The sequence below is a fragment of the Pseudomonas alkylphenolica genome (assembly GCF_004025535.1).
Lineage (GTDB): Bacteria > Pseudomonadota > Gammaproteobacteria > Pseudomonadales > Pseudomonadaceae > Aquipseudomonas > Aquipseudomonas alkylphenolica_A.
Window position 1 is genome coordinate 49193 of the sequence record NZ_QJRG01000046.1, and the last position, 18908, is coordinate 68100.

22 protein-coding genes and 1 riboswitch are annotated in these 18908 nt (G+C 63.0%); of the genes, 17 read left to right on the forward strand and 5 right to left on the reverse strand.

The genetic code is table 11. The annotated features are described in order from the left end of the window. Window positions 1-8 precede the first annotated feature (8 nt). Complete coding sequence (locus tag DM813_RS15195; RefSeq protein WP_128324218.1) at window positions 9-1325, reverse strand: PQQ-dependent sugar dehydrogenase; 1317 nt, start codon at window positions 1323-1325, stop codon at window positions 9-11. Between the two features lie 68 nt (window positions 1326-1393). Further along, entirely contained in the window at window positions 1394-1972 is a 579-nt protein-coding gene (locus DM813_RS15200; protein WP_128324219.1) for a hypothetical protein, read from the reverse strand. Window positions 1973-2121: 149 nt separating this feature from the next. Beyond that, a riboswitch (cobalamin riboswitch) is annotated at window positions 2122-2345 on the forward strand. 165 nt (window positions 2346-2510) lie between these two features. Here DM813_RS15200 and cobO point away from each other — a divergent pair. From cobO to DM813_RS15270, 15 genes are all read left to right on the forward strand, one after another. Next, a complete protein-coding gene (cobO, locus tag DM813_RS15205) occupies window positions 2511-3122 on the forward strand; it encodes a cob(I)yrinic acid a,c-diamide adenosyltransferase (RefSeq protein ID WP_128324220.1) in 612 nt (203 codons plus the stop codon). Further along, entirely contained in the window at window positions 3119-4414 is a 1296-nt protein-coding gene (locus DM813_RS15210; protein WP_128324221.1) for a cobyrinate a,c-diamide synthase, read from the forward strand. Before cobO ends, DM813_RS15210 begins: the two co-directional genes overlap by 4 nt. Beyond that, window positions 4411-5058, forward strand: a complete 648-nt coding sequence (gene bluB / locus DM813_RS15215; protein ID WP_128324222.1) for a 5,6-dimethylbenzimidazole synthase — start codon at window positions 4411-4413, stop codon at window positions 5056-5058. The genes DM813_RS15210 and bluB overlap by 4 nt, the downstream gene beginning before the upstream one ends. Beyond that, entirely contained in the window at window positions 5058-5966 is a 909-nt protein-coding gene (gene cbiB, locus DM813_RS15220) for an adenosylcobinamide-phosphate synthase CbiB (RefSeq protein WP_128324223.1), read from the forward strand. Before bluB ends, cbiB begins: the two co-directional genes overlap by 1 nt. Next, entirely contained in the window at window positions 5959-6951 is a 993-nt protein-coding gene (gene cobD / locus DM813_RS15225; RefSeq protein ID WP_128324224.1) for a threonine-phosphate decarboxylase CobD, read from the forward strand. Before cbiB ends, cobD begins: the two co-directional genes overlap by 8 nt. Further along, window positions 6948-8402: a cobyric acid synthase gene (locus DM813_RS15230; RefSeq protein ID WP_128324225.1), complete on the forward strand. Its 1455-nt coding sequence runs from the start codon at window positions 6948-6950 to the stop codon at window positions 8400-8402. The genes cobD and DM813_RS15230 overlap by 4 nt, the downstream gene beginning before the upstream one ends. A gap of 1 nt (window position 8403) precedes the next feature. Beyond that, window positions 8404-8925: a bifunctional adenosylcobinamide kinase/adenosylcobinamide-phosphate guanylyltransferase gene (cobU, locus tag DM813_RS15235; protein WP_128324226.1), complete on the forward strand. Its 522-nt coding sequence runs from the start codon at window positions 8404-8406 to the stop codon at window positions 8923-8925. Continuing rightward, window positions 8922-9977, forward strand: coding sequence for a nicotinate-nucleotide--dimethylbenzimidazole phosphoribosyltransferase (gene cobT, locus DM813_RS15240; protein WP_128324227.1), 1056 nt, complete (start codon window positions 8922-8924; stop codon window positions 9975-9977). Before cobU ends, cobT begins: the two co-directional genes overlap by 4 nt. Then, a complete protein-coding gene (gene cobC / locus DM813_RS15245; RefSeq protein ID WP_128324228.1) occupies window positions 9974-10543 on the forward strand; it encodes an alpha-ribazole phosphatase family protein in 570 nt (189 codons plus the stop codon). The genes cobT and cobC overlap by 4 nt, the downstream gene beginning before the upstream one ends. 1 nt (window position 10544) lies before the next feature. Next, window positions 10545-11273: an adenosylcobinamide-GDP ribazoletransferase gene (locus DM813_RS15250; RefSeq protein WP_128324229.1), complete on the forward strand. Its 729-nt coding sequence runs from the start codon at window positions 10545-10547 to the stop codon at window positions 11271-11273. A 148-nt stretch (window positions 11274-11421) separates the two neighbouring features. Beyond that, entirely contained in the window at window positions 11422-12534 is a 1113-nt protein-coding gene (locus DM813_RS15255; RefSeq protein WP_128324249.1) for a glycoside hydrolase family 5 protein, read from the forward strand. Window positions 12535-12586: 52 nt separating this feature from the next. Continuing rightward, the gene (locus tag DM813_RS15260; protein ID WP_128324230.1) at window positions 12587-12991 is read left to right on the forward strand and encodes a MarR family winged helix-turn-helix transcriptional regulator; all 405 of its coding nucleotides are present in this window, start codon (window positions 12587-12589) and stop codon (window positions 12989-12991) included. 61 nt (window positions 12992-13052) lie between these two features. Further along, window positions 13053-14255, forward strand: a complete 1203-nt coding sequence (locus DM813_RS15265) for an MFS transporter (protein ID WP_128324231.1) — start codon at window positions 13053-13055, stop codon at window positions 14253-14255. Beyond that, window positions 14252-14374, forward strand: a complete 123-nt coding sequence (locus DM813_RS28795; RefSeq protein WP_277750110.1) for a hypothetical protein — start codon at window positions 14252-14254, stop codon at window positions 14372-14374. Before DM813_RS15265 ends, DM813_RS28795 begins: the two co-directional genes overlap by 4 nt. Before the next feature lie 42 nt (window positions 14375-14416). Next, complete coding sequence (locus DM813_RS15270) at window positions 14417-14974, forward strand: glutathione peroxidase (RefSeq protein ID WP_128324232.1); 558 nt, start codon at window positions 14417-14419, stop codon at window positions 14972-14974. A gap of 9 nt (window positions 14975-14983) precedes the next feature. Here the strand turns inward: DM813_RS15270 and DM813_RS15275 are convergent, their stop codons facing one another. Further along, window positions 14984-15247 (reverse strand): DUF2798 domain-containing protein, encoded by a 264-nt coding sequence (locus DM813_RS15275; RefSeq protein ID WP_128324233.1) that lies wholly within the window; start codon window positions 15245-15247, stop codon window positions 14984-14986. Window positions 15248-15363: 116 nt separating this feature from the next. On the opposite strand from DM813_RS15275, the gene DM813_RS15280 reads away from it, so the two are divergent. Beyond that, entirely contained in the window at window positions 15364-16296 is a 933-nt protein-coding gene (locus DM813_RS15280) for a LysR family transcriptional regulator (RefSeq protein ID WP_128324234.1), read from the forward strand. A 44-nt stretch (window positions 16297-16340) separates the two neighbouring features. Here DM813_RS15280 and DM813_RS15285 read toward each other — a convergent pair whose 3' ends face one another. Next, window positions 16341-17603: an OmpP1/FadL family transporter gene (locus DM813_RS15285; RefSeq protein ID WP_128324235.1), complete on the reverse strand. Its 1263-nt coding sequence runs from the start codon at window positions 17601-17603 to the stop codon at window positions 16341-16343. Window positions 17604-17749: 146 nt separating this feature from the next. Further along, window positions 17750-18232: a hypothetical protein gene (locus tag DM813_RS15290; RefSeq protein ID WP_128324236.1), complete on the reverse strand. Its 483-nt coding sequence runs from the start codon at window positions 18230-18232 to the stop codon at window positions 17750-17752. 325 nt (window positions 18233-18557) lie between these two features. On the opposite strand from DM813_RS15290, the gene DM813_RS15295 reads away from it, so the two are divergent. After that, window positions 18558-18893 carry a hypothetical protein gene (locus tag DM813_RS15295; RefSeq protein WP_128324237.1) on the forward strand — a complete coding sequence of 112 codons (336 nt, stop codon included), beginning with the start codon at window positions 18558-18560 and terminating at the stop codon, window positions 18891-18893. Window positions 18894-18908 lie beyond the last annotated feature (15 nt).

The window sequence follows — 18908 nt, forward strand, 5'->3', positions numbered from 1 at the left end:
TACCGGGGCTATTTCGCCTTGGTGACCCGCCAGATCGTATTGCCGACATCATCGGCCACCAGCAAGCCACCACGCTGATCGTTGATCACGCCCACCGGCCGGCCCCTGGCTTTACCCTCGTCGTCGAGAAAACCGGTCAGCAGGTCAATGGGCTTGCCAGCGGGTTTTCCGGCCGTACTGAACGGCACGAAGATCACTTTGTAGCCGCTGTGTGGCTTGCGGTTCCAGGAACCGTGCTGGCCAATGAGTGCACCTTGCTCAAAGGGTGGCGGCAACACCCCGGGCTCGGCAAAGGTCAGGCCCAGAGACGCGGTATGCGGCCCCACCGCGTAGTCGGGGGAAATCGCCTTGGCGACCCGTTGCGGGTCCTGCGGGCTGACGCGTTGGTCGACATGCTGGCCAAAATAGCTGTAGGGCCAGCCATAAAAGCCACCGTCCCTGACCGAGGTAATGTAGTCGGGCACCAGATCACTACCGATTTCGTCACGTTCGTTCACGGCAGTCCATAGCTGCCCGGTATGCGGTTCCCAGGCCATACCGTTGGGGTTGCGCAAGCCTGAAGCGAAAAGGCGCTGCTGGCCGCTGGCGGCATCGATTTCCCAGATCGCCGCGCGGCCTTTTTCCTGTTCCATGCCGTTTTCGCCAACGTTACTGTTTGAGCCCACGGTAACGTAGAGCTTCTTGCCGTCACGGCTGGCAATCACGTTCTTGGTCCAATGATGGTTCAGCGGGCCGCCGGGCAGTTCAGCCACCACAGTGCCGGGCCCCCGGATTGAGGTTGCACCTGGCTGGTAGCGAAAGCGCAGCAGGCGATCGGTGTCGGCAACATAAAAGTCGTTGCCGACCAGGGCCATGCCGAATGGCGAGTTGAGGTGTTCGATAAAGGTGGTGCGGGTTTCGGCCACGCCGTCATGGTCACTGTCGCGCAGCAGGCTGATGCGGTTGGCACTGGGCACCGCTGCACCGGCGCGGTTCATGGCCTTGCCCATGACCCAGCCACGGATGCCTTTGCCATCTTCCGGTTTCGGTGGTGCGTTGGTTTCAGCAACCAGTACATCGCCATTGGGCAGTACATAGAGCCAACGCGGGTGGTCCAGGCCTTGGGCAAACGCCGCTACCTGAGTGCCGGATGCAGCCACCGGCTTGGAGCCCTGAGGCCAGCCGATGGCCTGGGCGATATTTACGGTGGGGATCAGCGTCGGGTTGGGCTCCGGCAATTGTGGCGTCGGGCCGTAGCCGTCGCTGACCTCCAGCCGGGCATTTTCACCGCAACCGCTCAGTCCGGCGACGAGCGCCATCAATAAGGCAAACCGGTTCCTGCCCATATCGTACCCCTTGCAACCCTGACCACTGTTTAGCGTAGAGAGGCGCGGTGCACGAGAGGTTCCCTCGTTCAGGCCTGTTTGAGTAGCAGGGCGACGCCGGGGTGGTATTGACCGGCCTCGTTATGCAGCTTGCGGTAGGCATAGGGGAAGTACCAGGCAATGGCACAGGCCGTGTGCTTCTGCAGGTCGTCCACCAGATCCTGGAGCTCCTCGGGGCTGGCGTGCTGCCCGGCCTTCCACGGGCTGGCGAACAGGGCAGCAACCTTGAGCTGGCTGGCGGCGGCGACCTGACGGGCGGCGAGGGCGGTTTCCTGCAGGGCATTGCTCAGGTCCAGGCGGGCGATGCGTGGCCAGCGCTGGCTGGCTTGCAGGTAGGCGGCTTCTTCGCGGTTGGCGATGTAGAGGTCGCAGCGGCCTTCTCGGTCGCCTTCTTCACGCTGCTTGCTGCTTTGATGGTGTTGCAGGGTCACCAGTTCCGCTTGCCAGGCCGCGGCAGATAACAGGCTCAGATTGGCCTGGGCGCCGTGCCAATAAGGTGCCTCGCCATCGCCCAGGGTCTGGTTGAAGCGGTCGATGCATTCGACCCAGCGCTCCAGGGCCGGGCGTAGAAACTCCAGGCGTGCGTTATTGATGATCAGACCTTGCATGCCGCTCTCTCCTTTATCGTTGTAATCGAGAATAGCCGGGTTATGGCTATTTGATATCACCGATGCCAAGGTGACACAAGATGACAAACACGCCATTGATCCAGGCCAGCACTGCGCCTTTCATTGACGCTCCGGGTGCAACCCTCTAACCTTCGCGACTTGTTTCAGGTGCTCTGTGGACGATGGTCTGGCAGGGTGAAACAGGGAAGCCGGTGAACGTGCAATGGTACGTAAATCCGGCGCTGCCCCCGCAACGGTAGGTGAGTCAAGGTCGCGCATGGCCACTGGGAAGCAACTCCCGGGAAGGCGCGCGACCCGGGTGTTGATGGCCCCGCTCACAAGCCCGGAGACCGGCCTGAATCAGCCAACGGCATCACGGAGGGTGATGCGCGGTTACTTCGGCCTGTGCCGCAGCCCTGCGCGTTTCTCCGTCTGCCTAATCCATTCATCTGTTGCCCACTTTTTGCCGCGAACCCTGTGCAGCCCGGCGCTGCTACGCTCGTTGCGGAGTGGCCGACAGTGCTGTGCGGAGACTGCGATGACTGAATCCACCGAGCGTGACGAACGTCACCTGGCACGTATGCTGCGCAAAAAAGCAGTAATCGACGAACGTATTGCCAACGCGCCCAACGAGTGCGGCTTGCTGCTGGTGCTCAGCGGTAACGGCAAAGGCAAGAGCAGCTCCGCGTTCGGCATGCTTGCCCGGGCCATGGGCCACGGTATGCAGTGCGGCGTGGTGCAGTTCATCAAGGGGCGCAACAGCACCGGCGAAGAGCTGTTTTTCCGGCGCTTTCCCGAGCAGGTGCGCTATCACGTGATGGGCGAAGGCTTTACCTGGGAAACCCAGGACCGCCAACGCGATATCGCCGCGGCCGAGGCAGCCTGGGCGGTGTCCCGCCAGTTGCTGCAAGACCCGGCGATCACCTTCGTGGTGCTCGATGAGCTGAACATTGCCCTCAAGCATGGCTACCTAGACCTCGAACAAGTGCTCAGCGACCTGCAGGCCCGCCCGCCAATGCAGCACGTGATTGTCACTGGCCGCGGCGCCAAGGATGAAATGATCGAGCTGGCCGACACCGTCACGGAAATGGGCATGATCAAGCACGCGTTCCAGGCCGGCATCCGCGCCCAGAAGGGCGTTGAGCTATGACCGCTACGCGGCACTGCCCGGCAGTCCTGATTGCCGCCCCGGCTTCAGGGCAGGGCAAGACCACGGTAACGGCGGCGTTGGCGCGTTTGCACCGTAACCTCGGGCGCAAAGTCAGGGTCTTCAAGTGTGGCCCGGACTTTCTTGATCCGATGATCCTTGAGCGCGCCAGCGGTGCGCCGGTGTACCAGCTGGACTTGTGGATGGTCGGCGAGCAGGAAAGCCGGCGGCTGCTCTGGGAGGCGGCGGGTGAGGCCGACCTTATCCTGATTGAAGGGGTGATGGGGTTGTTCGACGGTACGCCGTCGAGTGCCGACCTGGCCCGTCACTTCAATGTACCGGTGCTGGCCGTGATCGACGGCACGGCCATGGCCCAGACCTTCGGCGCCCTGGCGCTGGGGTTGGCTCGCTATCAGCCCGATCTGCCCTTTGCCGGGGTACTGGCCAACCGCGTTGGCACCCTGCGCCACGCCCAGCTGCTTGAAGGTAGCCTGACCGAAGGGCTGCGCTGGTATGGCGGCCTGTCGCGGGAAACCGGCATCGAATTGCCCAGCCGGCACCTGGGCCTGGTGCAGGCCAGCGAACTCAACGACCTGGATGTTCGCCTGGATGCGGCTGCAGCTGCGCTGGGCGCCAGCTGCGAGTCTTCCTTACCGCCTGCGGTGGCCTTTGCGGCGCCGACGGCGCAGGCCATCGAGCCCATTCTCGACGGCGTGAAAATCGCCGTGGCCCGGGATGAAGCCTTTGCCTTTACCTATGGCGCCAACCTTGACCTGTTGCGCAGCATGGGCGCGGAGCTTGCGTTCTTTTCGCCGCTGCACGACCGCGAATTGCCGCAGGCTGACAGCCTGTATCTGCCCGGAGGGTATCCGGAGCTGCACCATCAGGCACTTGCAGCCAACGCGCCGATGCTCAGTGCGATCCGTGTCCATCACCAGGCCGGCAAGCCATTGCTCGCCGAGTGTGGCGGTATGCTTTATCTGCTTGATGCCCTGACCGATGTCGCCGGTGAGCGAGCCGAGTTGCTGGGCCTGCTTGAAGGCGAGGCAGTGATGCAGAAACGCCTGGCGGCGTTGGCCCTGCAAGCGGTTGACCTGCCAGAAGGCACCTTGCGCGGGCACACCTACCACCACTCCTTGACCCAGACAGCCCTTGAGCCGATTGCCCGGGGGCACAGCCCCAATGGCGGGCGGGGCGCCGAAGCAGTCTATCGCTGTGGCCGACTGACGGCGTCTTACGTGCATTTCTATTTTGCTTCCAACCCCCACGCGGCGGCGGCGCTATTGGCACCATGAGCGAGCTGGCTTTCACTGACGCCGAGCGCGCGGCGGTTTACCGGGCGATTGGCGAACGTCGCGACATGCGCCATTTCGTCAAGGGCGAGGTGGCCCCCGAACTGCTCGCGCGCTTGCTGGGCGCTGCACATCAGGCGCCCAGCGTCGGTTTGATGCAGCCCTGGCGCTTTATCCGTATTACCGACTTCAAGCTGCGCGGCCATATCCAGGCGCTGGTTGAGGCCGAGCGGCTGCGTACTGCGCACGCCTTGGGCGAGCGTTCGGACGATTTCATGAAGCTCAAGGTCGAAGGCATCAATGACTGCGCCGAAGTGCTGGTGGCGGCCTTGATGGACGATCGCGAAAAGCACATTTTCGGCCGCCGCACCTTGCCGGAGATGGATCTGGCGTCGTTGTCCTGCGCCATTCAGAACCTCTGGCTGGCGGCCCGCGCCGAAGGCCTGGGCATGGGCTGGGTCTCGCTTTTCGATCCCCAGGCACTGGCGGACCTTTTGGGTATGCCGACCGGTGCCAAGCCGCTGGCGATCCTCTGCCTGGGCCCGGTCGAGGCATTTTATCCGGCGCCGATGCTGGCCCTGGAAGGCTGGGCCAGCGAGCGTCCGTTGAGCGACATGCTGTTTGAAAACCAGTGGGGAGAGTCCTGATGAGTGTGGCGTTGCTGACTGTGGCTGGCGTAGCGCTCGATGCGTTGTGGGGCGAGCCCCAGCGTCGGCACCCGCTGGTCGCCTTTGGCCGTCTGGCCGGGCGTCTGGAGCAGCGTTTCAACGCCGGCGGTCGCGGCTGGCGCAGCCACGGCGTGACAGCCTGGTTCCTCGCAGTGATCCCGCTGACCTTGCTGGCGACGTTGCTGTCGTGGCTGCCCTATATTGGTTGGTTGGTCGAAGTATTGGCCTTGTACTGCGCGTTGGGCCTGCGCAGCCTGGGTGAACACGTGACGCCAGTGGCAGATGCGCTGCGCCAGGGCGATCTGGACGAAGCCCGTCGTCGCGTGGGCTTTCTGGTCAGCCGCGAAACCCGCGAGCTGGACGAAACGGCCGTGGCCCGGGCAGCGACCGAGTCGGTGCTGGAAAACGGCAGCGATGCCGTGTTTGCCGCACTGTTCTGGTTTGTCGTGGCCGGGGCGCCGGGGGTGGTGCTTTATCGACTGAGCAACACCCTGGATGCCATGTGGGGCTATCGCAACGAACGTTTCGAGCGTTTCGGCTGGGCCGCTGCGCGTATCGATGATGTGCTCAATTACCTGCCTGCGCGGCTGGTGGCGTTGACCTATGCGTTGCTTGGCAAAACCCGCCTGGCGCTGAATTGCTGGCGCCGTCAGGCCCCCCTGTGGGACAGCCCCAATGCCGGTCCGGTCATGGCCGCCGGCGCCGGTGCCCTGGGTGTGGAACTGGGCGGCGCAGCGGTGTATCACGGCGAGCTGCACGAACGACCGCAACTGGGCAAAGGCCCGGCGGCGGATGCCCAGTCCATCGAGCGCGGCTGGCGCCTGGTCTGCCAAGGCGTGTGGCTATGGTTGCTGCTGTTGTGTTTGGGGGCTGAACTTTATGCTTGAGCACGGTGGACGCCTGCAGCGCGCAGTGCAGCAGTACGCTATCCCCAGGGCGCAGTGGCTGGACCTGTCCAGTGGCATAGCGCCCTGGTCGTTTGCCATTCCGCCCATTCCGGAGCAGGCCTGGGCGCGCTTGCCCGAAACCGACGACGGCCTGGAGCAGGCCGCCGTCCAGTATTACCAGGCACGGCAGGTGTTGCCGGTGGCCGGTTCGCAGGCGGCGATCCAGGCCTTGCCGCAATTGCGCGCGCGCGGCACGGTGGGGGTACTTTCACCCTGTTATGCCGAGCACGCCGAAGGCTGGCGGCGTGCCGGGCACCGGGTGCTGGAACTGAACCCTGATCAGGTCGAAGGGCTTCTCGACAGCCTTGATGCACTCGTGGTGGTCAACCCCAACAACCCTACGGGTAGCCTGCTCAAGGCAGACCAGTTGTTGGGCTGGCATGCCCGGTTGGCCCGGCGCGGCGCCTGGTTGCTGGTGGACGAAGCGTTCATGGACAACACCCCGCAGTTCAGCATTGGCGCCCAGGCAGGCCAACCGGGGCTGATCGTGCTGCGCTCGTTCGGCAAGTTCTTTGGCCTGGCCGGCGTGCGCCTGGGGTTTGTCCTGGCCGAAGCCGAGCTGTTGCAACGCCTGGCCGAGCTGCTGGGCCCGTGGACCGTCAGCGGACCGACCCGCATCCTCGGCCAGAGCTGCCTGCTCGACAGCGCCGCACAGCAACGCCAGATCGCACGTTGTGCCGAGGCCAGCCAACGCCTTGCCAGCCTCATGACAGGCGCCGGTTTCACCCCGACCGGCGGCTGCGATCTGTTCCAGTACCTGGTTACAGATCAGGCCATGCGCCTGCATGAATTCATGGCGCGGCGTGGCATTTTGCTGCGGATGTTCAATCAGCCTGCCAGCCTGCGTTTTGGCCTGCCGGCCAGCGAGCAGGATTTTCAGCGCCTGGCCCAGGCCTTCAACGATTACCGCAAGGAAACCCTATGAGTACCCTGATGGTGCAGGGCACCACCTCCGATGCCGGCAAAAGCACCCTGGTAACCGCCTTGTGCCGCTGGCTGCTGCGTCAGGGCGTGGCCGTGGTGCCCTTCAAACCGCAAAACATGGCGCTCAACAGTGCCGTGACTGCCGATGGCGGCGAGATCGGTCGGGCCCAGGCTGTACAGGCACAGGCGGCGCGCCTGGCACCGCACACCGACATGAACCCGGTGTTGCTCAAACCCAACAGCGACACCGGTGCTCAGGTCATTGTCCATGGCCGTGCCGTGACCAGCATGAATGCGGTGGCGTACCACGATTACAAGACCATCGCCATGCAAGCGGTACTCGACTCTCACCAGCGCCTGAGCGCGCAGTACCCGGTGGTAATGGTTGAGGGCGCAGGCTCGCCGGCCGAGATCAACCTGCGTGCCGGCGACATTGCCAACATGGGCTTTGCCGAGGCGGTGGACTGCCCGGTGATCCTGATTGCCGACATCAACCGTGGTGGGGTGTTCGCTCACCTGGTCGGGACTCTGGAACTGCTTTCAGCCAGTGAACAGGCGCGGGTCAATGGCTTTGTCATCAACCGTTTCCGCGGCGATATCGCCTTGCTGCAGCCGGGCCTGGACTGGCTGGAAGCACGGACCGGCAAGCCGGTACTGGGCGTGCTCCCCTATGTGATGGACCTGCACCTGGAAGCCGAAGACGGCATCGATCAGCGCCAGGGCGACAAGGCGGCGCGGGCACTCAAAGTGATTGTGCCGGTGTTGCCGCGCATCAGTAACCACACCGATTTCGACCCGCTGCGCCTGCACCCGCAGGTCGACCTGCAGTTCATCGGCCCGGGCGAACCTATCCCGCCAGCGGACCTGATCATCCTGCCCGGCTCCAAGAGCGTGCGCGGCGATCTGGCGCAACTGCGCGCCCGTGGCTGGGACCAGGCCATCAGCCGCCACTTGCGCTACGGCGGCAAAGTTCTGGGTATCTGCGGTGGTCTGCAGATGCTTGGCCAGCGTGTGGACGATCCGCTGGGGCTCGAAGGTGCGGCAGGCAGCAGCGAAGGGCTGGGCCTGCTTGAATTCACTACCGTACTGGAAGCCGACAAACAGTTACGCAATGTGGCCGGAACCCTGCAACTGGAGCAGGCCCCGATCAGCGGTTACGAAATTCATGCCGGGGTGAGCCAAGGCCCGGCTCTGGCGTGTCCGGCCGTGCAACTGGCGGACGGGCGCGCTGACGGCGCGGTCAGCGCCGACGGACAGATCATGGCGACTTACCTGCATGGCCTGTTCGAGTCGCCGCAGGCATGTGCCGCCTTGTTGCGCTGGGCCGGTTTGCACGAGGTCGAGCACGTCGATTACCACGCGCTGCGCGAACGCGACATCGAGCGCCTCGCCGACCTGGTCGAGCAGCACCTGGACACCGCGCGTTTGCGCCAACTGTGCGAGCTCAATTGAGATGATCAACCTGATACTCGGTGGTGCCCGCTCCGGCAAGAGCCGCCTGGCTGAACAGCTGGCCGAACGCAGTGGCCTGGCGGTCACCTACATCGCCACCAGCGAACCTCTGGACGGCGAGATGAATGCGCGGGTGCAACTGCACCGCGAGCGCCGCCCGGCTCAGTGGGGCTTGATTGAAGAACCGTTGGCGCTGGCCCGGACCCTGCGCGCCAATGCCAGCGCCGACCGCTGCCTGCTGGTCGACTGCCTGACCCTGTGGCTGACCAACCTGTTGATGCTCAATGACCCCGAACGGCTGAACGCCGAGCGCACGGCGCTGCTCGAGTGCCTGGCGGCGCTGCCGGGTGAAATCGTTCTGGTCAGTAACGAGACCGGCCTGGGCGTGGTGCCCATGGGCGAGTTGACCCGCCGCTATGTCGACGAAGCCGGTTGGCTGCACCAGGCGATTGCCGAGCGTTGTCAGCGCGTGGTGCTCACCGTCGCCGGCTTGCCCCTTACTCTCAAAGGAAACGCACCATGAGTCAGACCTGGTGGCTTGAAGCCTGCCGTCCCGTTGATCAGGCCGCCCGAGACCAGGCCTTGGCGCGCCAGCAGCAACTGACCAAACCGGCCGGTTCGCTGGGGCGTCTGGAGCAGATTGCCGTGCAGCTTGCCGGCCTGCAGCGGCAGCTCAAGCCGCGCCTTGACCAGGTGCACATTGCGATTTTCGCGGGCGACCATGGCGTGGTCGCCGAAGGCATTTCCGCCTATCCCCAGGCCGTGACCGGGCAGATGCTGCATAACTTCGTCAGCGGTGGTGCTGCGATCAGTGTGCTGGCGCGGCAGCTGGATGCCCAGTTGGAGGTGGTAGACCTCGGCACGGTTGATCCGCAGCTGAACCTGCCGGGGGTACGCCACCTGCGGGTGGGGCCTGGTACGGCGAACTTTGCCCAGACCCCGGCGATGACCTGGGCGCAGGGGTTGCAGGCATTGCAGGGCGGCCGCGACAGCGCAGTGCGCGCAGCGGCCAGCGGCGCCCAGCTGTTTATTGGCGGCGAGATGGGCATTGGCAACACCACGGCTGCCAGCGCTCTGGCCTGTGCCTTGCTCACTTGCCCGGCGGCGGAACTCAGTGGGCCGGGAACCGGCCTGGACCCTGATGGGGTGCGCCACAAGGCGGCGGTCATCGAGCGTGCCTTGGCGCTGCACGCCGACCTGCCTGCGGACCCTGTGCAACGCTTGTTCTGCTTTGGCGGCTTTGAAATTGCCGCCTTGGTGGGGGCGTATCTGGGCTGTGCCCAGGCGGGCATCGCGGTGCTGGTCGATGGTTTTATCTGCAGCGTCGCCGCGCTGGTGGCGGTGCGGATCAATCCGGGCTGCCGTGACTGGCTGCTGTTCGGTCACTGTGGCGCCGAACCCGGGCACCGCAGATTGCTGGACGAGCTGGATGCCGAGCCGGTGCTGGCGCTCGGCTTGCGCCTGGGGGAGGGCAGCGGGGCGGCGCTGGCAGTTCCGGTGTTGCGTCTGGCCTGCGACCTGCACGGGCAGATGGCAACCTTCGCCGAAGCCGCAGTAGCGGATCGACCGGCATGATCCTCGACCTGCTGCGTCACGGTGAAACCGAACTGGGTGGCGGCCTGCGTGGCAGCCTGGACGATGCGCTGACGGCCAAAGGCTGGGCGCAGATGCAGGCTGCTGTGGACACGGCCGGGCCCTGGGAGGGTCTGGTCAGTTCTCCGTTGCAGCGCTGCGCGCATTTTGCCCGACGACTCGGCGAGCAAACCGGCCTGGCGGTACAGCTGGTCCCTGGTCTTGAAGAACTGCATTTTGGCGAGTGGGAAGGTCGCAGTGCCGCCGAGTTGATGCTCACCCATGAACAGCAACTGGGGCAGTTCTGGTCGGATCCCTATGCTTTCACCCCGCCGGGTGGCGAAGCCGTGATCGACTTCTCCCGGCGAGTGCTGCAAGCCATTGCCGAGGTGCATCGGCAGCACGTGGGCAAGCACTTGTTAGTGGTCACCCATGGTGGCGTGATGCGTCTGCTGCTGGCGCGCGCCAGAGGCCTGCCTCGTGAGCAGTTGCTGCAGGTCGAGGTGGGGCATGGGGCGTTGTGCCGCCTTGAGGTGCTCGCCGACGGCAACCTGCGGGAAGTCTGCTGAGATGCTGCCGTTCTGGATTGCCTTGCAGTTTCTCAGCAGCTTGCCGGTGCGCTTGCCGGGGATGCCGGCGCCTGAACAGATGGGGCGCTCGTTGTTGTTCTATCCACTGGTTGGCGTGCTGTTCGGCGTGTTGCTGTGGGGGTTGAATGCGCTGCTCAGCGGCAGCCCGCTGTTGTTGCATGCCGCGTTGCTGCTCAGTGCCTGGGTGGTGCTCAGCGGTGGCCTGCACCTGGACGGCCTGGCCGACAGTGCCGATGCCTGGCTAGGCGGCTTTGGCGACCGTGAGCGCACCCTCGAGATCATGAAAGACCCCCGCAGCGGGCCGATTGCTGTGGTCACGCTGGTGCTGGTATTGCTGCTCAAGTTCTGTGCCTTGCTGGTGCTGGTGGAGCGCGGGCAGGGGTTGTTGCTGATCCTCGCACCGCTACTGGGCCGCGCGGCGTTGCTGGGGCTGTTCCTCTCCACCCCTTATGTGCGGGCAGGCGGACTGGGCCAGGCCCTGGCCGATCATCTACCGCGGCGCAGCGCCGCCTGGGTGCTGCTCGCCAGCTGCGTCCTGAGCGTGTGTCTGGCAGGTCTGCAAGGCGTGTATTTATTGGTCGTCGTGGTGGTAGCCTTTTTCTGTTTGCGTCGCGTGATGATTCAGCGGTTGGGCGGCACCACGGGCGACACCGCAGGCGCGCTCCTGGAACTGCTGGAACTGGCGGTTTTACTCAGCCTGGCGTTGTAACTCCCGGCAATCATCGCGTCCTTTTCCCGGGCAAAGTGAGGCGTATCCTTCGCCTTCTTTTGTCGGGGGATGTCACGTGAAGCGAGTATTGCAAGCCGGGCTGCTGGCCCTGCTCAGTGTTCATGGCAGTGCCGGCGCTGCCGACCTGATCACGTTCTGGGATGCACCCCGTCACGGCGGCAACAGCTTCAACCGCCTGCCGCCTGATCAGGCGTACTTCCAGGCGCTCAAAGACTACGGTGCGACCTGGGTGCGCCTGTCCTATGACAAGTGGCAGCCAGCCGGTCGCGATTTCCTCCTGGGCGATGCCGATGGCTACACCGGGTTGGCCGCCGACGATCTGATACAGCTACGCGCGGTGCTCGATGCTGCCCAGGCTGCCGGGCTCAAGGTGGTCATTGCACCGCTGTCGTTGCCGGGCATGCGCTGGGCACAGAACAATCACGATCGTTTTGACGACCGTCTCTGGCAGGACAAGGCCTGGTGGACGCAATCGGCGGCGTTCTGGCGCGATCTGGCCAGCGCGCTCAAGGATCACCCGGCCATTGCCGCCTACAACCTGATCAACGAACCGGCGCCGGAGAAGAGGGCCGGGCTTGCCGAACATGCGCCGGTTGCCGACATGCGTGCCTGGTACCAGCAGCAACAGGGTGGTGCGCGTGACCTGCCAGCGTTTTACACCCGGGTTATCGCGGCCATCCGTGAAGTGGACATGTTGACGCCGGTGATGGTCGATGCCGGCTGGTATGCCGCCGCCGATGCCTTTGCCTACTGGCCGGCTGCGCTGACGGATGCGCGGATGCTGTACAGCTTCCACATGTACGAGCCTTATGAGGCGACCAGCGCCCCCAACATGAGCCGCGCCAAACCCTATGCCTATCCCGGGCCGGTGAAGTTTGCCGGGCAGCAGCAAGTGTGGGACAGCGAGAGGGTCGAGGCGTATCTGCACAGCCCGTTACAGTGGGCCCGTGCGCAGCAGCTGCCGACCAGCCGGCTGGTGGCTGGTGAGTTTGGCTGCATGCGCCGCCTGCCAGGGTGTCGGCAGTACCTTGAAGACGTGCTGACCACCCTTCAACGGGCAAACCTGCACTGGGCCTTCTACAGCTTCCGAGAAGACAGCTGGGACGGCATGGACTACGAACTGGGCAGCGCCAAGGTGCCCTGGGCTTATTGGCGGGCAATAGAGCAAGGGCAGCCGGACCCGATTGAACGCCAGTCCACCGCCGAATTCGAACCCATCCGCAAGCGTCTTCAGCCCTAGTCGAGGCAGGAAATGCTTGCGTCGAGAAATATGCGGGTATATACACATATCCATGTTGACCAGTGAATGCATTTGCACCCACCTGCGTCGAGCTGCCCGTGGGGTCAGCCGGCATTACGACGAGGCCCTCGAAGGCTTCGGGATCAATGTCGCGCAGTTTTCCTTGCTGCGGCACTTGCGCCGCCTCGACCAGCCGAGCATTTCGACCCTGGCCGAAGCCATGGGCCTGGATCGCAGCACGCTGGGGCGCAACCTGCGGGTACTGGAAGCCGAAGGGCTGGTGGCGTTGGCCGAGGGGCGCGACCTGCGCAATCGCCTGGTGCTGCTGACCGAACAGGGGAAAACCCGCTTGCGCGAAGCCGAACCGGCCTGGGAGCAAGCCCAGACCCGCCTGGTGACAACCCTGGGTGAAGGGCAGCGCGATGAACTGGTTCGCCTGCTAGCGCTGTTGGCCTGATATTTTTCGACTAAAGCGGGTATATACCCGTAAACCTTGCGGTGCTGTGGAGAAAACAACAATGACATCGGTATGGCGAACCAGCGGTTGGATTCTATTGGGGGCGGCATTGATCCTCGCGCTCTCATTGGGCGTGCGGCATGGCTTTGGTCTGTTCCTGGCGCCCATGAGTGCCGATTTCGGCTGGGGGCGTGAAGTCTTCGCCTTCGCCATTGCCTTGCAAAACCTCATCTGGGGCCTGGCGCAGCCCTTTGCCGGGGCCCTGGCCGACCGCCTGGGTGCGGCCAAGGTGGTGATCGTCGGCGGCATTCTCTATGCCACCGGCCTGATGTTGATGGGCATGTCCGATTCGGCTCTGACGTTGTCGCTCAGTGCTGGTCTGCTGATTGGCATCGGTCTTTCCGGCACCTCGTTTTCGGTGATCCTCGGCGTGGTCGGCCGCGCCGTACCGGCCGAGAAGCGCAGCATGGCCATGGGTATCGCCAGCGCTGCAGGTTCTTTCGGCCAGTTCGCCATGCTGCCGGGTACGTTGGGCCTGATCGGCTGGCTGGGCTGGTCGGCAGCGCTGTTGGTACTGGGTCTGCTGGTCGCGTTTATCGTGCCGCTGGTTGGCTTGCTCAAGGACCGGCCGCTGCCCAGCCATGGTGCCGAGCAAAGCCTGGGCCAGGCATTGCGTGAAGCCTGCACGCACTCGGGCTTCTGGTTGCTGGCCCTGGGCTTTTTCGTCTGTGGCTTCCAGGTGGTGTTCATCGGCGTGCATCTGCCGGCCTACCTGGTCGACCAGCACTTGCCGGCCACCATTGGCACCACCGTGCTGGCGTTGGTGGGGCTGTTCAATATCGTCGGTACCTATACCGCCGGCTGGCTCGGCGGGCGGATGTCCAAGCCGCGTTTGCTCACTGCGCTCTATTTGCTGCGCGCGGTGGTGATCGTGCTGTTTCTCTGGGCGCCGGCCACCCAGATCAGCGCTTACCTCTTTGGTATTGCCATGGGCTTGCTGTGGCTGTCGACGGTGCCGCTGACCAATGGCACGGTGGCCACTCTGTTCGGCGTGCGCAACCTGTCGATGCTCGGTGGCATCGTGTTCCTGTTCCACCAGTTGGGCGCGTTTCTCGGCGGCTGGCTGGGCGGTGTGGTGTACGACCAGACCGGCAACTACGACCTGGTCTGGCAGATCTCGATTCTGCTCAGCCTGCTGGCAGCCGCACTCAACTGGCCGGTGCGCGAGCGTCCGGTGGCGCGACTGCAGGCGCAAGCGGCATGAACCGCCTGGTGTTGCGCGGCGGCCTGGCCCTGGCGGCACTCCTGTTGCTGGGGCTGGTCTGGTGGGGGTGGCACGAGGGCGGCCTGGCGTTGATGCAATTGGGCATGGGCGTGTGCTAGGAGTACTCTGGTAAATACATGCCGGTTCAAGGGAGAGAAAAAATGCGTGCACGCTGGATACTGGTACCCCTGTTCACCCTGATGGCAGCGGTTTCTGCACAGGCCGCCGACAGCAAATGCCCGGCAGTACTTGAGGGCAGCCTGCCGGAGTTGCGCGGCAAGGAACAGATCGACCTGTGCGAGCGTTTTGCCGGCAAGCCGCTGGTAGTGGTCAACACCGCCAGCTATTGTGGCTTTGCTCCGCAATTCGAAGGGCTGGAAGGGGTTTACAAGACCTACCACGGCCAGGGCCTGGAGATGCTCGGCGTGCCGTCCAACGACTTCAAGCAGGAAGACGCCGACGCCGAAAAGACCGCCAAGGTCTGCTATGCCAACTATGGCGTAACCTTCACCATGACCAAGGCGCAACCGGTTCGGGGCGACGATGCAATTCCATTGTTCAAGGAATTGGCGGCCAAAAGCAGCGCACCCAAGTGGAATTTCTACAAGTACGTGGTCGATCGCCAGGGCAATGTGGTCGCCAGTTTCTCCAGCCTGACCAAGCCGGATGACCCTGAGTTCACCGCCGCCATCGAGAAGGCCATCGCCTCGCAGCCGTAGGCGGCCTTTTCACTGGCCGGGGTGTACGGTCCACGCTACCAGTTTGAGCACGATCGGGCGCACCACCAGCACACAGGCGAATGCCACCGGCATGGCCAGTTGATAGGCCTTGAGCACCTTGCTCAGGTACTGGTCGTCGATGCCGGTGGCGGCTGCCGTGATCACGAAGCACATCAGTAAGGCCATGATCGCCGACATGTAGAACGCGAACACGTAAGGGGTGGCGCGCACGCCGAGTTTGCGACGGCTGCGGGTGGCGGTGCGGGGTGTCATGCTGGCTCCTTGTGTAGAGAGAAGTGCGCAGCCTAGCAAGCGTAATGGCGAGGCAGGTAGACGCGGGCACGTTAGGTCTTTATAAAGAAAACCTTACGAATACCGGATTTATCCGCATGAATTTGCTGGGCTCGATCAAAAGCTTCATCAAGGTGGTTGAGGCCGGCAGCATTGCCGGTGGTGCCCGCGCCTTGGGCTTGAGCGCAGCGGCGGTCAGTCAGAATATCGCCCGGCTGGAAGCCCACCTGGATGTACGTTTGCTCTCGCGGACCACGCGCAGCATGGTGCTGACCCCTGGCGGCGCACTCTACTACGAGAAGGTCAAGCACATTGAACGTGACCTTGAGCAAGCGCACCAGGCCATTCTTGCGCCCGACAGTGAACCCAAGGGCCGCCTGTGCATTGCCTCGTCATCGGCCTTTGCCCGTCATGTGCTGGGGCCACTCATACCCGCATTCAGCGCTCGCTATCCGCAGCTTTCAATTGAACTGATTACGAGTGACCGTCGCGTCAATCATGCACAGGAAGGCGTGGATGTCAGCATCCGCATCAAGCCTCAGCTTGAAGATGGTCTGCTGGCCCGACGTATCGCCCAGGTGCCATTTATTTGCTGCGCTTCACCGGCTTACCTGGCTCAGGCCGGTCGGCCAGAGGCGCCGGAGCAACTCAAGGCGCACCGCTGCCTGGTGTTTCGCTACCCGGTGGACGGACGTTTTCTACGTTGGGGATTCGTGCGCGAGGGCCTGCGTTTCGATGCCGAATTTGCGGATGTACTGATCAGTGACGACATCGATGTACTGGCGCAAATGGCCGTCAACCATGGTGGTATTGCCCGCCTGGCCGACTTCGTGGCCCGGCCGTACATCGAGCGCGGGCAACTGGTGGCGCTGTTCGAGTACTCTCAACCCGCCAAAGCGTATGCGCAGACCGAGCCCATGGATATCTACCTGTGCGTGGCAGATCGTTTTGCCATGACGCCCAAGGTCCGGGTGCTCATGGATTACCTGCAAGATCGTCTGGATCAGGCCTGGCCCATTGTGCAGGCGTAAAAAAACCGCCGGATCCGGCGGTTTTTTGTGTTGCCAGCGTTGTATCAGAAACGGTAGGTGAGCGATGCACCGACGCCGTGAGCGCTGTTCTCGTACTTGGCGTTGTAGGTGCCCTTGCTTGGGCTCGCCAGGTTGACCTTGGTGTCTTCTTCCCACAAGTAGGAGTAAGCCAGGTCGATGGTCATGTCGTCGGTTGGGCTGTAGCCAGCACCGAAGCTGATCACCTTGCGATCGCCAGTCGGGATGCGTGGCGAACGGTCATGGTTGTTGGTCGGCGACTGGTCGACGGTGAAGCCGGTGCGCAGTACCCATTCTTTGTTCAGCTTGTACGAAGCACCAATGGCGTGCGCCCAGGTGTCATGCCAGTTCTGGTCTTCGTTAATGGTGGCGAACTGGCCAGCCAGTGGGGCAGGTACTTCGTTCTGAACGGTGATGGCTTCCAGGCGGCTCCAGCGGGTCCAGGTGCTACCTGCGTAGAGGGTCCACTGGTCATCCAGTTCGTGAGTGACCGAGAAGTCCACCGACTCCGGGGTCTTGATCTTCAGTTCAGCGTCGAACTTGCTGCCGCTGAACGGGCCGATCAGGGCCGAGTTGATCTTGGTATTGCCTTCGAGCTTGTAGTCGACCATCGAGTGATAGGTCAGACCCAGTCGGGTTTTGTCGGTGGCCTGGACCATCACGCCGATGTTGTAACCAACAGCGGTATCGTCACCCTTGATCTTCACTTCGCCGTCGTTGCTGCCGGGAGTGAATCGGTTGATGATGTTGGAACTCAGCTCACCCTTGATCTTGTTGATGGTCGGGCCGAAACCGATCGATACCCTGTCGTTGAAGGCGTAGCTGATGGTTGGCTGGAAGGTGATGACTTCAACGTAGCTTTTCTTGCCCCAGTAACGGCTGGCGGCATCGTCTTCGTATTCGGTTACCAGGCCGAACGGTGCGTAGACACCGAAGCCGACGCTCCAGTGCTCGTCCAGCGGCTTGACGTAGAAACCCATGGGAACCGCTACGAACGGCACCATGTCGCCGTCGGTGCTGTTGCCACTCGGGCGGCCGCTGCCAGAGATATCGGACTTGGCGATCACGGCTGCGGCGCCAACGGTAACCTGTTCACGTTTCAGGCGCGACATACCGGCAGGGTTGCCGAATACGGTGCTGGCATCATCGGCAGATGAGGAACGACCCGCGAAACCTGTGCCCATGCCACTGACGCTTTGTTCGTTGAGGGCAAAGCCGCTGGCGAACAGTTGAGTCGAGGCGAGAGTGACGGCGAGGCTAAGAGAGGTTTTGAGCATTACTTTTTTCATTATTAGAACTCCTTGGGATCTCCGGGGCGAAAACTACCAACATTTCGCCCGCAGCGCTATAGGCTGTATCGCAGGAGATAGAGCGGTTTTGTAGGACAATCCGACCAAAAAAGCGGGGATTTTCCGAATATGGAATGCAGTGACTCTCAGCAGGCCTGGAGAGTCACAGGGGCGATGCAGGTTTGCCAGGCGCAGGTGAAGTCGCGCAGGCGTCCCTGGGGCTGGAAGGTCTGGCGCCAGATGCGCGCAAGGCCCAAAAGATCGTCGGCAGCGGGGAGTTCGGGGGCTTGTTCTTCAATCAGCATCCAGGCGATGGCCGTGGCGTAGCGCAGGTTGACGGTCAACTCCAGGTGCGGGCCGCTGAGGAACGCATGCTGGCTGGCCAGGCCGCGTACCAGGCTGGCCAATTCCGGGTCGCGGGCCAGAAACTGGTCCCAGACACTTTGGTGGCGCAACTCGCCAATACGGTAAAGGCCGTGGCCGCGGCGATCGTGCAGTGCCGAGCCAAGTGCCGACTGGCTGGCGGCAACACCCAGCAACAATGCTTCGGCGGCGGCGCAGTGGCGGTCCAGGTAAATCAGGGTTGGGCGAATGACAAACTGGCTCAACTCGCTCGCGGCGATACCCATAATGCCCTCGAACTTGAATTTGGCCGGCGGACACTGGAGCTTGGCAGCTGGAGAGTCGGCAGGTCCGCCGGAAGCGGCTACGGCCGCTTGAGTTGAAGTGTAGTGTCATATTCGCGCTGTAAAGGACTGTTTTTAAAACATTTGCAGCATTTAGTTATAAATCATATGCCGTGGAGTGATTAGCGCGGTGCCTGTGCAGTGAGCGGATCGCCCCGTCAACGCCTGCCGTTTGAGCCCTCCCTGCATATCTGGAACGATTGCACCGACGTCGCGGTCAACACCTTCAGTAGTGATCAAAAAACGGACTACATCATGAGGTTTGGCCATGAGTACCCTGACGATCGAAGGCTGGTGCAAAGGCAACGGCGAGCAGAAATCCACCCCGATAGAAGACATTCACTTTGACATCGAAGGTGCCGTCCATACGCGCCTGGAGGAGGCAGAAAAACGCCTGCAGCAGAGCCAGGAAAAGGAAGCCTATCTGGATGTCGATATGGCCTCGCTGAACCTGAAATTGCCGGAGGGCTATGGCCCGCTGTCTGACTGCCAGCTGCGCGTTTACCTGCATGAGGATCGAGGCCAGTTCCATCTGGTCGGCCACCAGGCCAGTGACGGCAGCCTGATCTATAGCAATGCGGTGCTGATTGCCCAGTTAAGCTGACCGTCATCCTGGCAG

What these genes read in the sequence shown, in the direction of transcription:
- DM813_RS15195 (WP_128324218.1), bottom strand. Translation starts at nt 1,325, where the DNA reads ATGGGCAGGAACCGGTTTGCCTTATTGATGGCGCTCGTCGCCGGACTG.
- DM813_RS15200 (WP_128324219.1), bottom strand. Translation starts at nt 1,972, where the DNA reads ATGCAAGGTCTGATCATCAATAACGCACGCCTGGAGTTTCTACGCCCG.
- cobO (WP_128324220.1), top strand. Translation starts at nt 2,511, where the DNA reads ATGACTGAATCCACCGAGCGTGACGAACGTCACCTGGCACGTATGCTG.
- DM813_RS15210 (WP_128324221.1), top strand. Translation starts at nt 3,119, where the DNA reads ATGACCGCTACGCGGCACTGCCCGGCAGTCCTGATTGCCGCCCCGGCT.
- bluB (WP_128324222.1), top strand. Translation starts at nt 4,411, where the DNA reads ATGAGCGAGCTGGCTTTCACTGACGCCGAGCGCGCGGCGGTTTACCGG.
- cbiB (WP_128324223.1), top strand. Translation starts at nt 5,058, where the DNA reads ATGAGTGTGGCGTTGCTGACTGTGGCTGGCGTAGCGCTCGATGCGTTG.
- cobD (WP_128324224.1), top strand. Translation starts at nt 5,959, where the DNA reads ATGCTTGAGCACGGTGGACGCCTGCAGCGCGCAGTGCAGCAGTACGCT.
- DM813_RS15230 (WP_128324225.1), top strand. Translation starts at nt 6,948, where the DNA reads ATGAGTACCCTGATGGTGCAGGGCACCACCTCCGATGCCGGCAAAAGC.
- cobU (WP_128324226.1), top strand. Translation starts at nt 8,404, where the DNA reads ATGATCAACCTGATACTCGGTGGTGCCCGCTCCGGCAAGAGCCGCCTG.
- cobT (WP_128324227.1), top strand. Translation starts at nt 8,922, where the DNA reads ATGAGTCAGACCTGGTGGCTTGAAGCCTGCCGTCCCGTTGATCAGGCC.
- cobC (WP_128324228.1), top strand. Translation starts at nt 9,974, where the DNA reads ATGATCCTCGACCTGCTGCGTCACGGTGAAACCGAACTGGGTGGCGGC.
- DM813_RS15250 (WP_128324229.1), top strand. Translation starts at nt 10,545, where the DNA reads ATGCTGCCGTTCTGGATTGCCTTGCAGTTTCTCAGCAGCTTGCCGGTG.
- DM813_RS15260 (WP_128324230.1), top strand. Translation starts at nt 12,587, where the DNA reads ATGTTGACCAGTGAATGCATTTGCACCCACCTGCGTCGAGCTGCCCGT.
- DM813_RS15265 (WP_128324231.1), top strand. Translation starts at nt 13,053, where the DNA reads ATGACATCGGTATGGCGAACCAGCGGTTGGATTCTATTGGGGGCGGCA.
- DM813_RS28795 (WP_277750110.1), top strand. Translation starts at nt 14,252, where the DNA reads ATGAACCGCCTGGTGTTGCGCGGCGGCCTGGCCCTGGCGGCACTCCTG.
- DM813_RS15270 (WP_128324232.1), top strand. Translation starts at nt 14,417, where the DNA reads ATGCGTGCACGCTGGATACTGGTACCCCTGTTCACCCTGATGGCAGCG.
- DM813_RS15275 (WP_128324233.1), bottom strand. Translation starts at nt 15,247, where the DNA reads ATGACACCCCGCACCGCCACCCGCAGCCGTCGCAAACTCGGCGTGCGC.
- DM813_RS15280 (WP_128324234.1), top strand. Translation starts at nt 15,364, where the DNA reads ATGAATTTGCTGGGCTCGATCAAAAGCTTCATCAAGGTGGTTGAGGCC.
- DM813_RS15285 (WP_128324235.1), bottom strand. Translation starts at nt 17,603, where the DNA reads ATGAAAAAAGTAATGCTCAAAACCTCTCTTAGCCTCGCCGTCACTCTC.
- DM813_RS15290 (WP_128324236.1), bottom strand. Translation starts at nt 18,232, where the DNA reads ATGGGTATCGCCGCGAGCGAGTTGAGCCAGTTTGTCATTCGCCCAACC.
- DM813_RS15295 (WP_128324237.1), top strand. Translation starts at nt 18,558, where the DNA reads ATGAGTACCCTGACGATCGAAGGCTGGTGCAAAGGCAACGGCGAGCAG.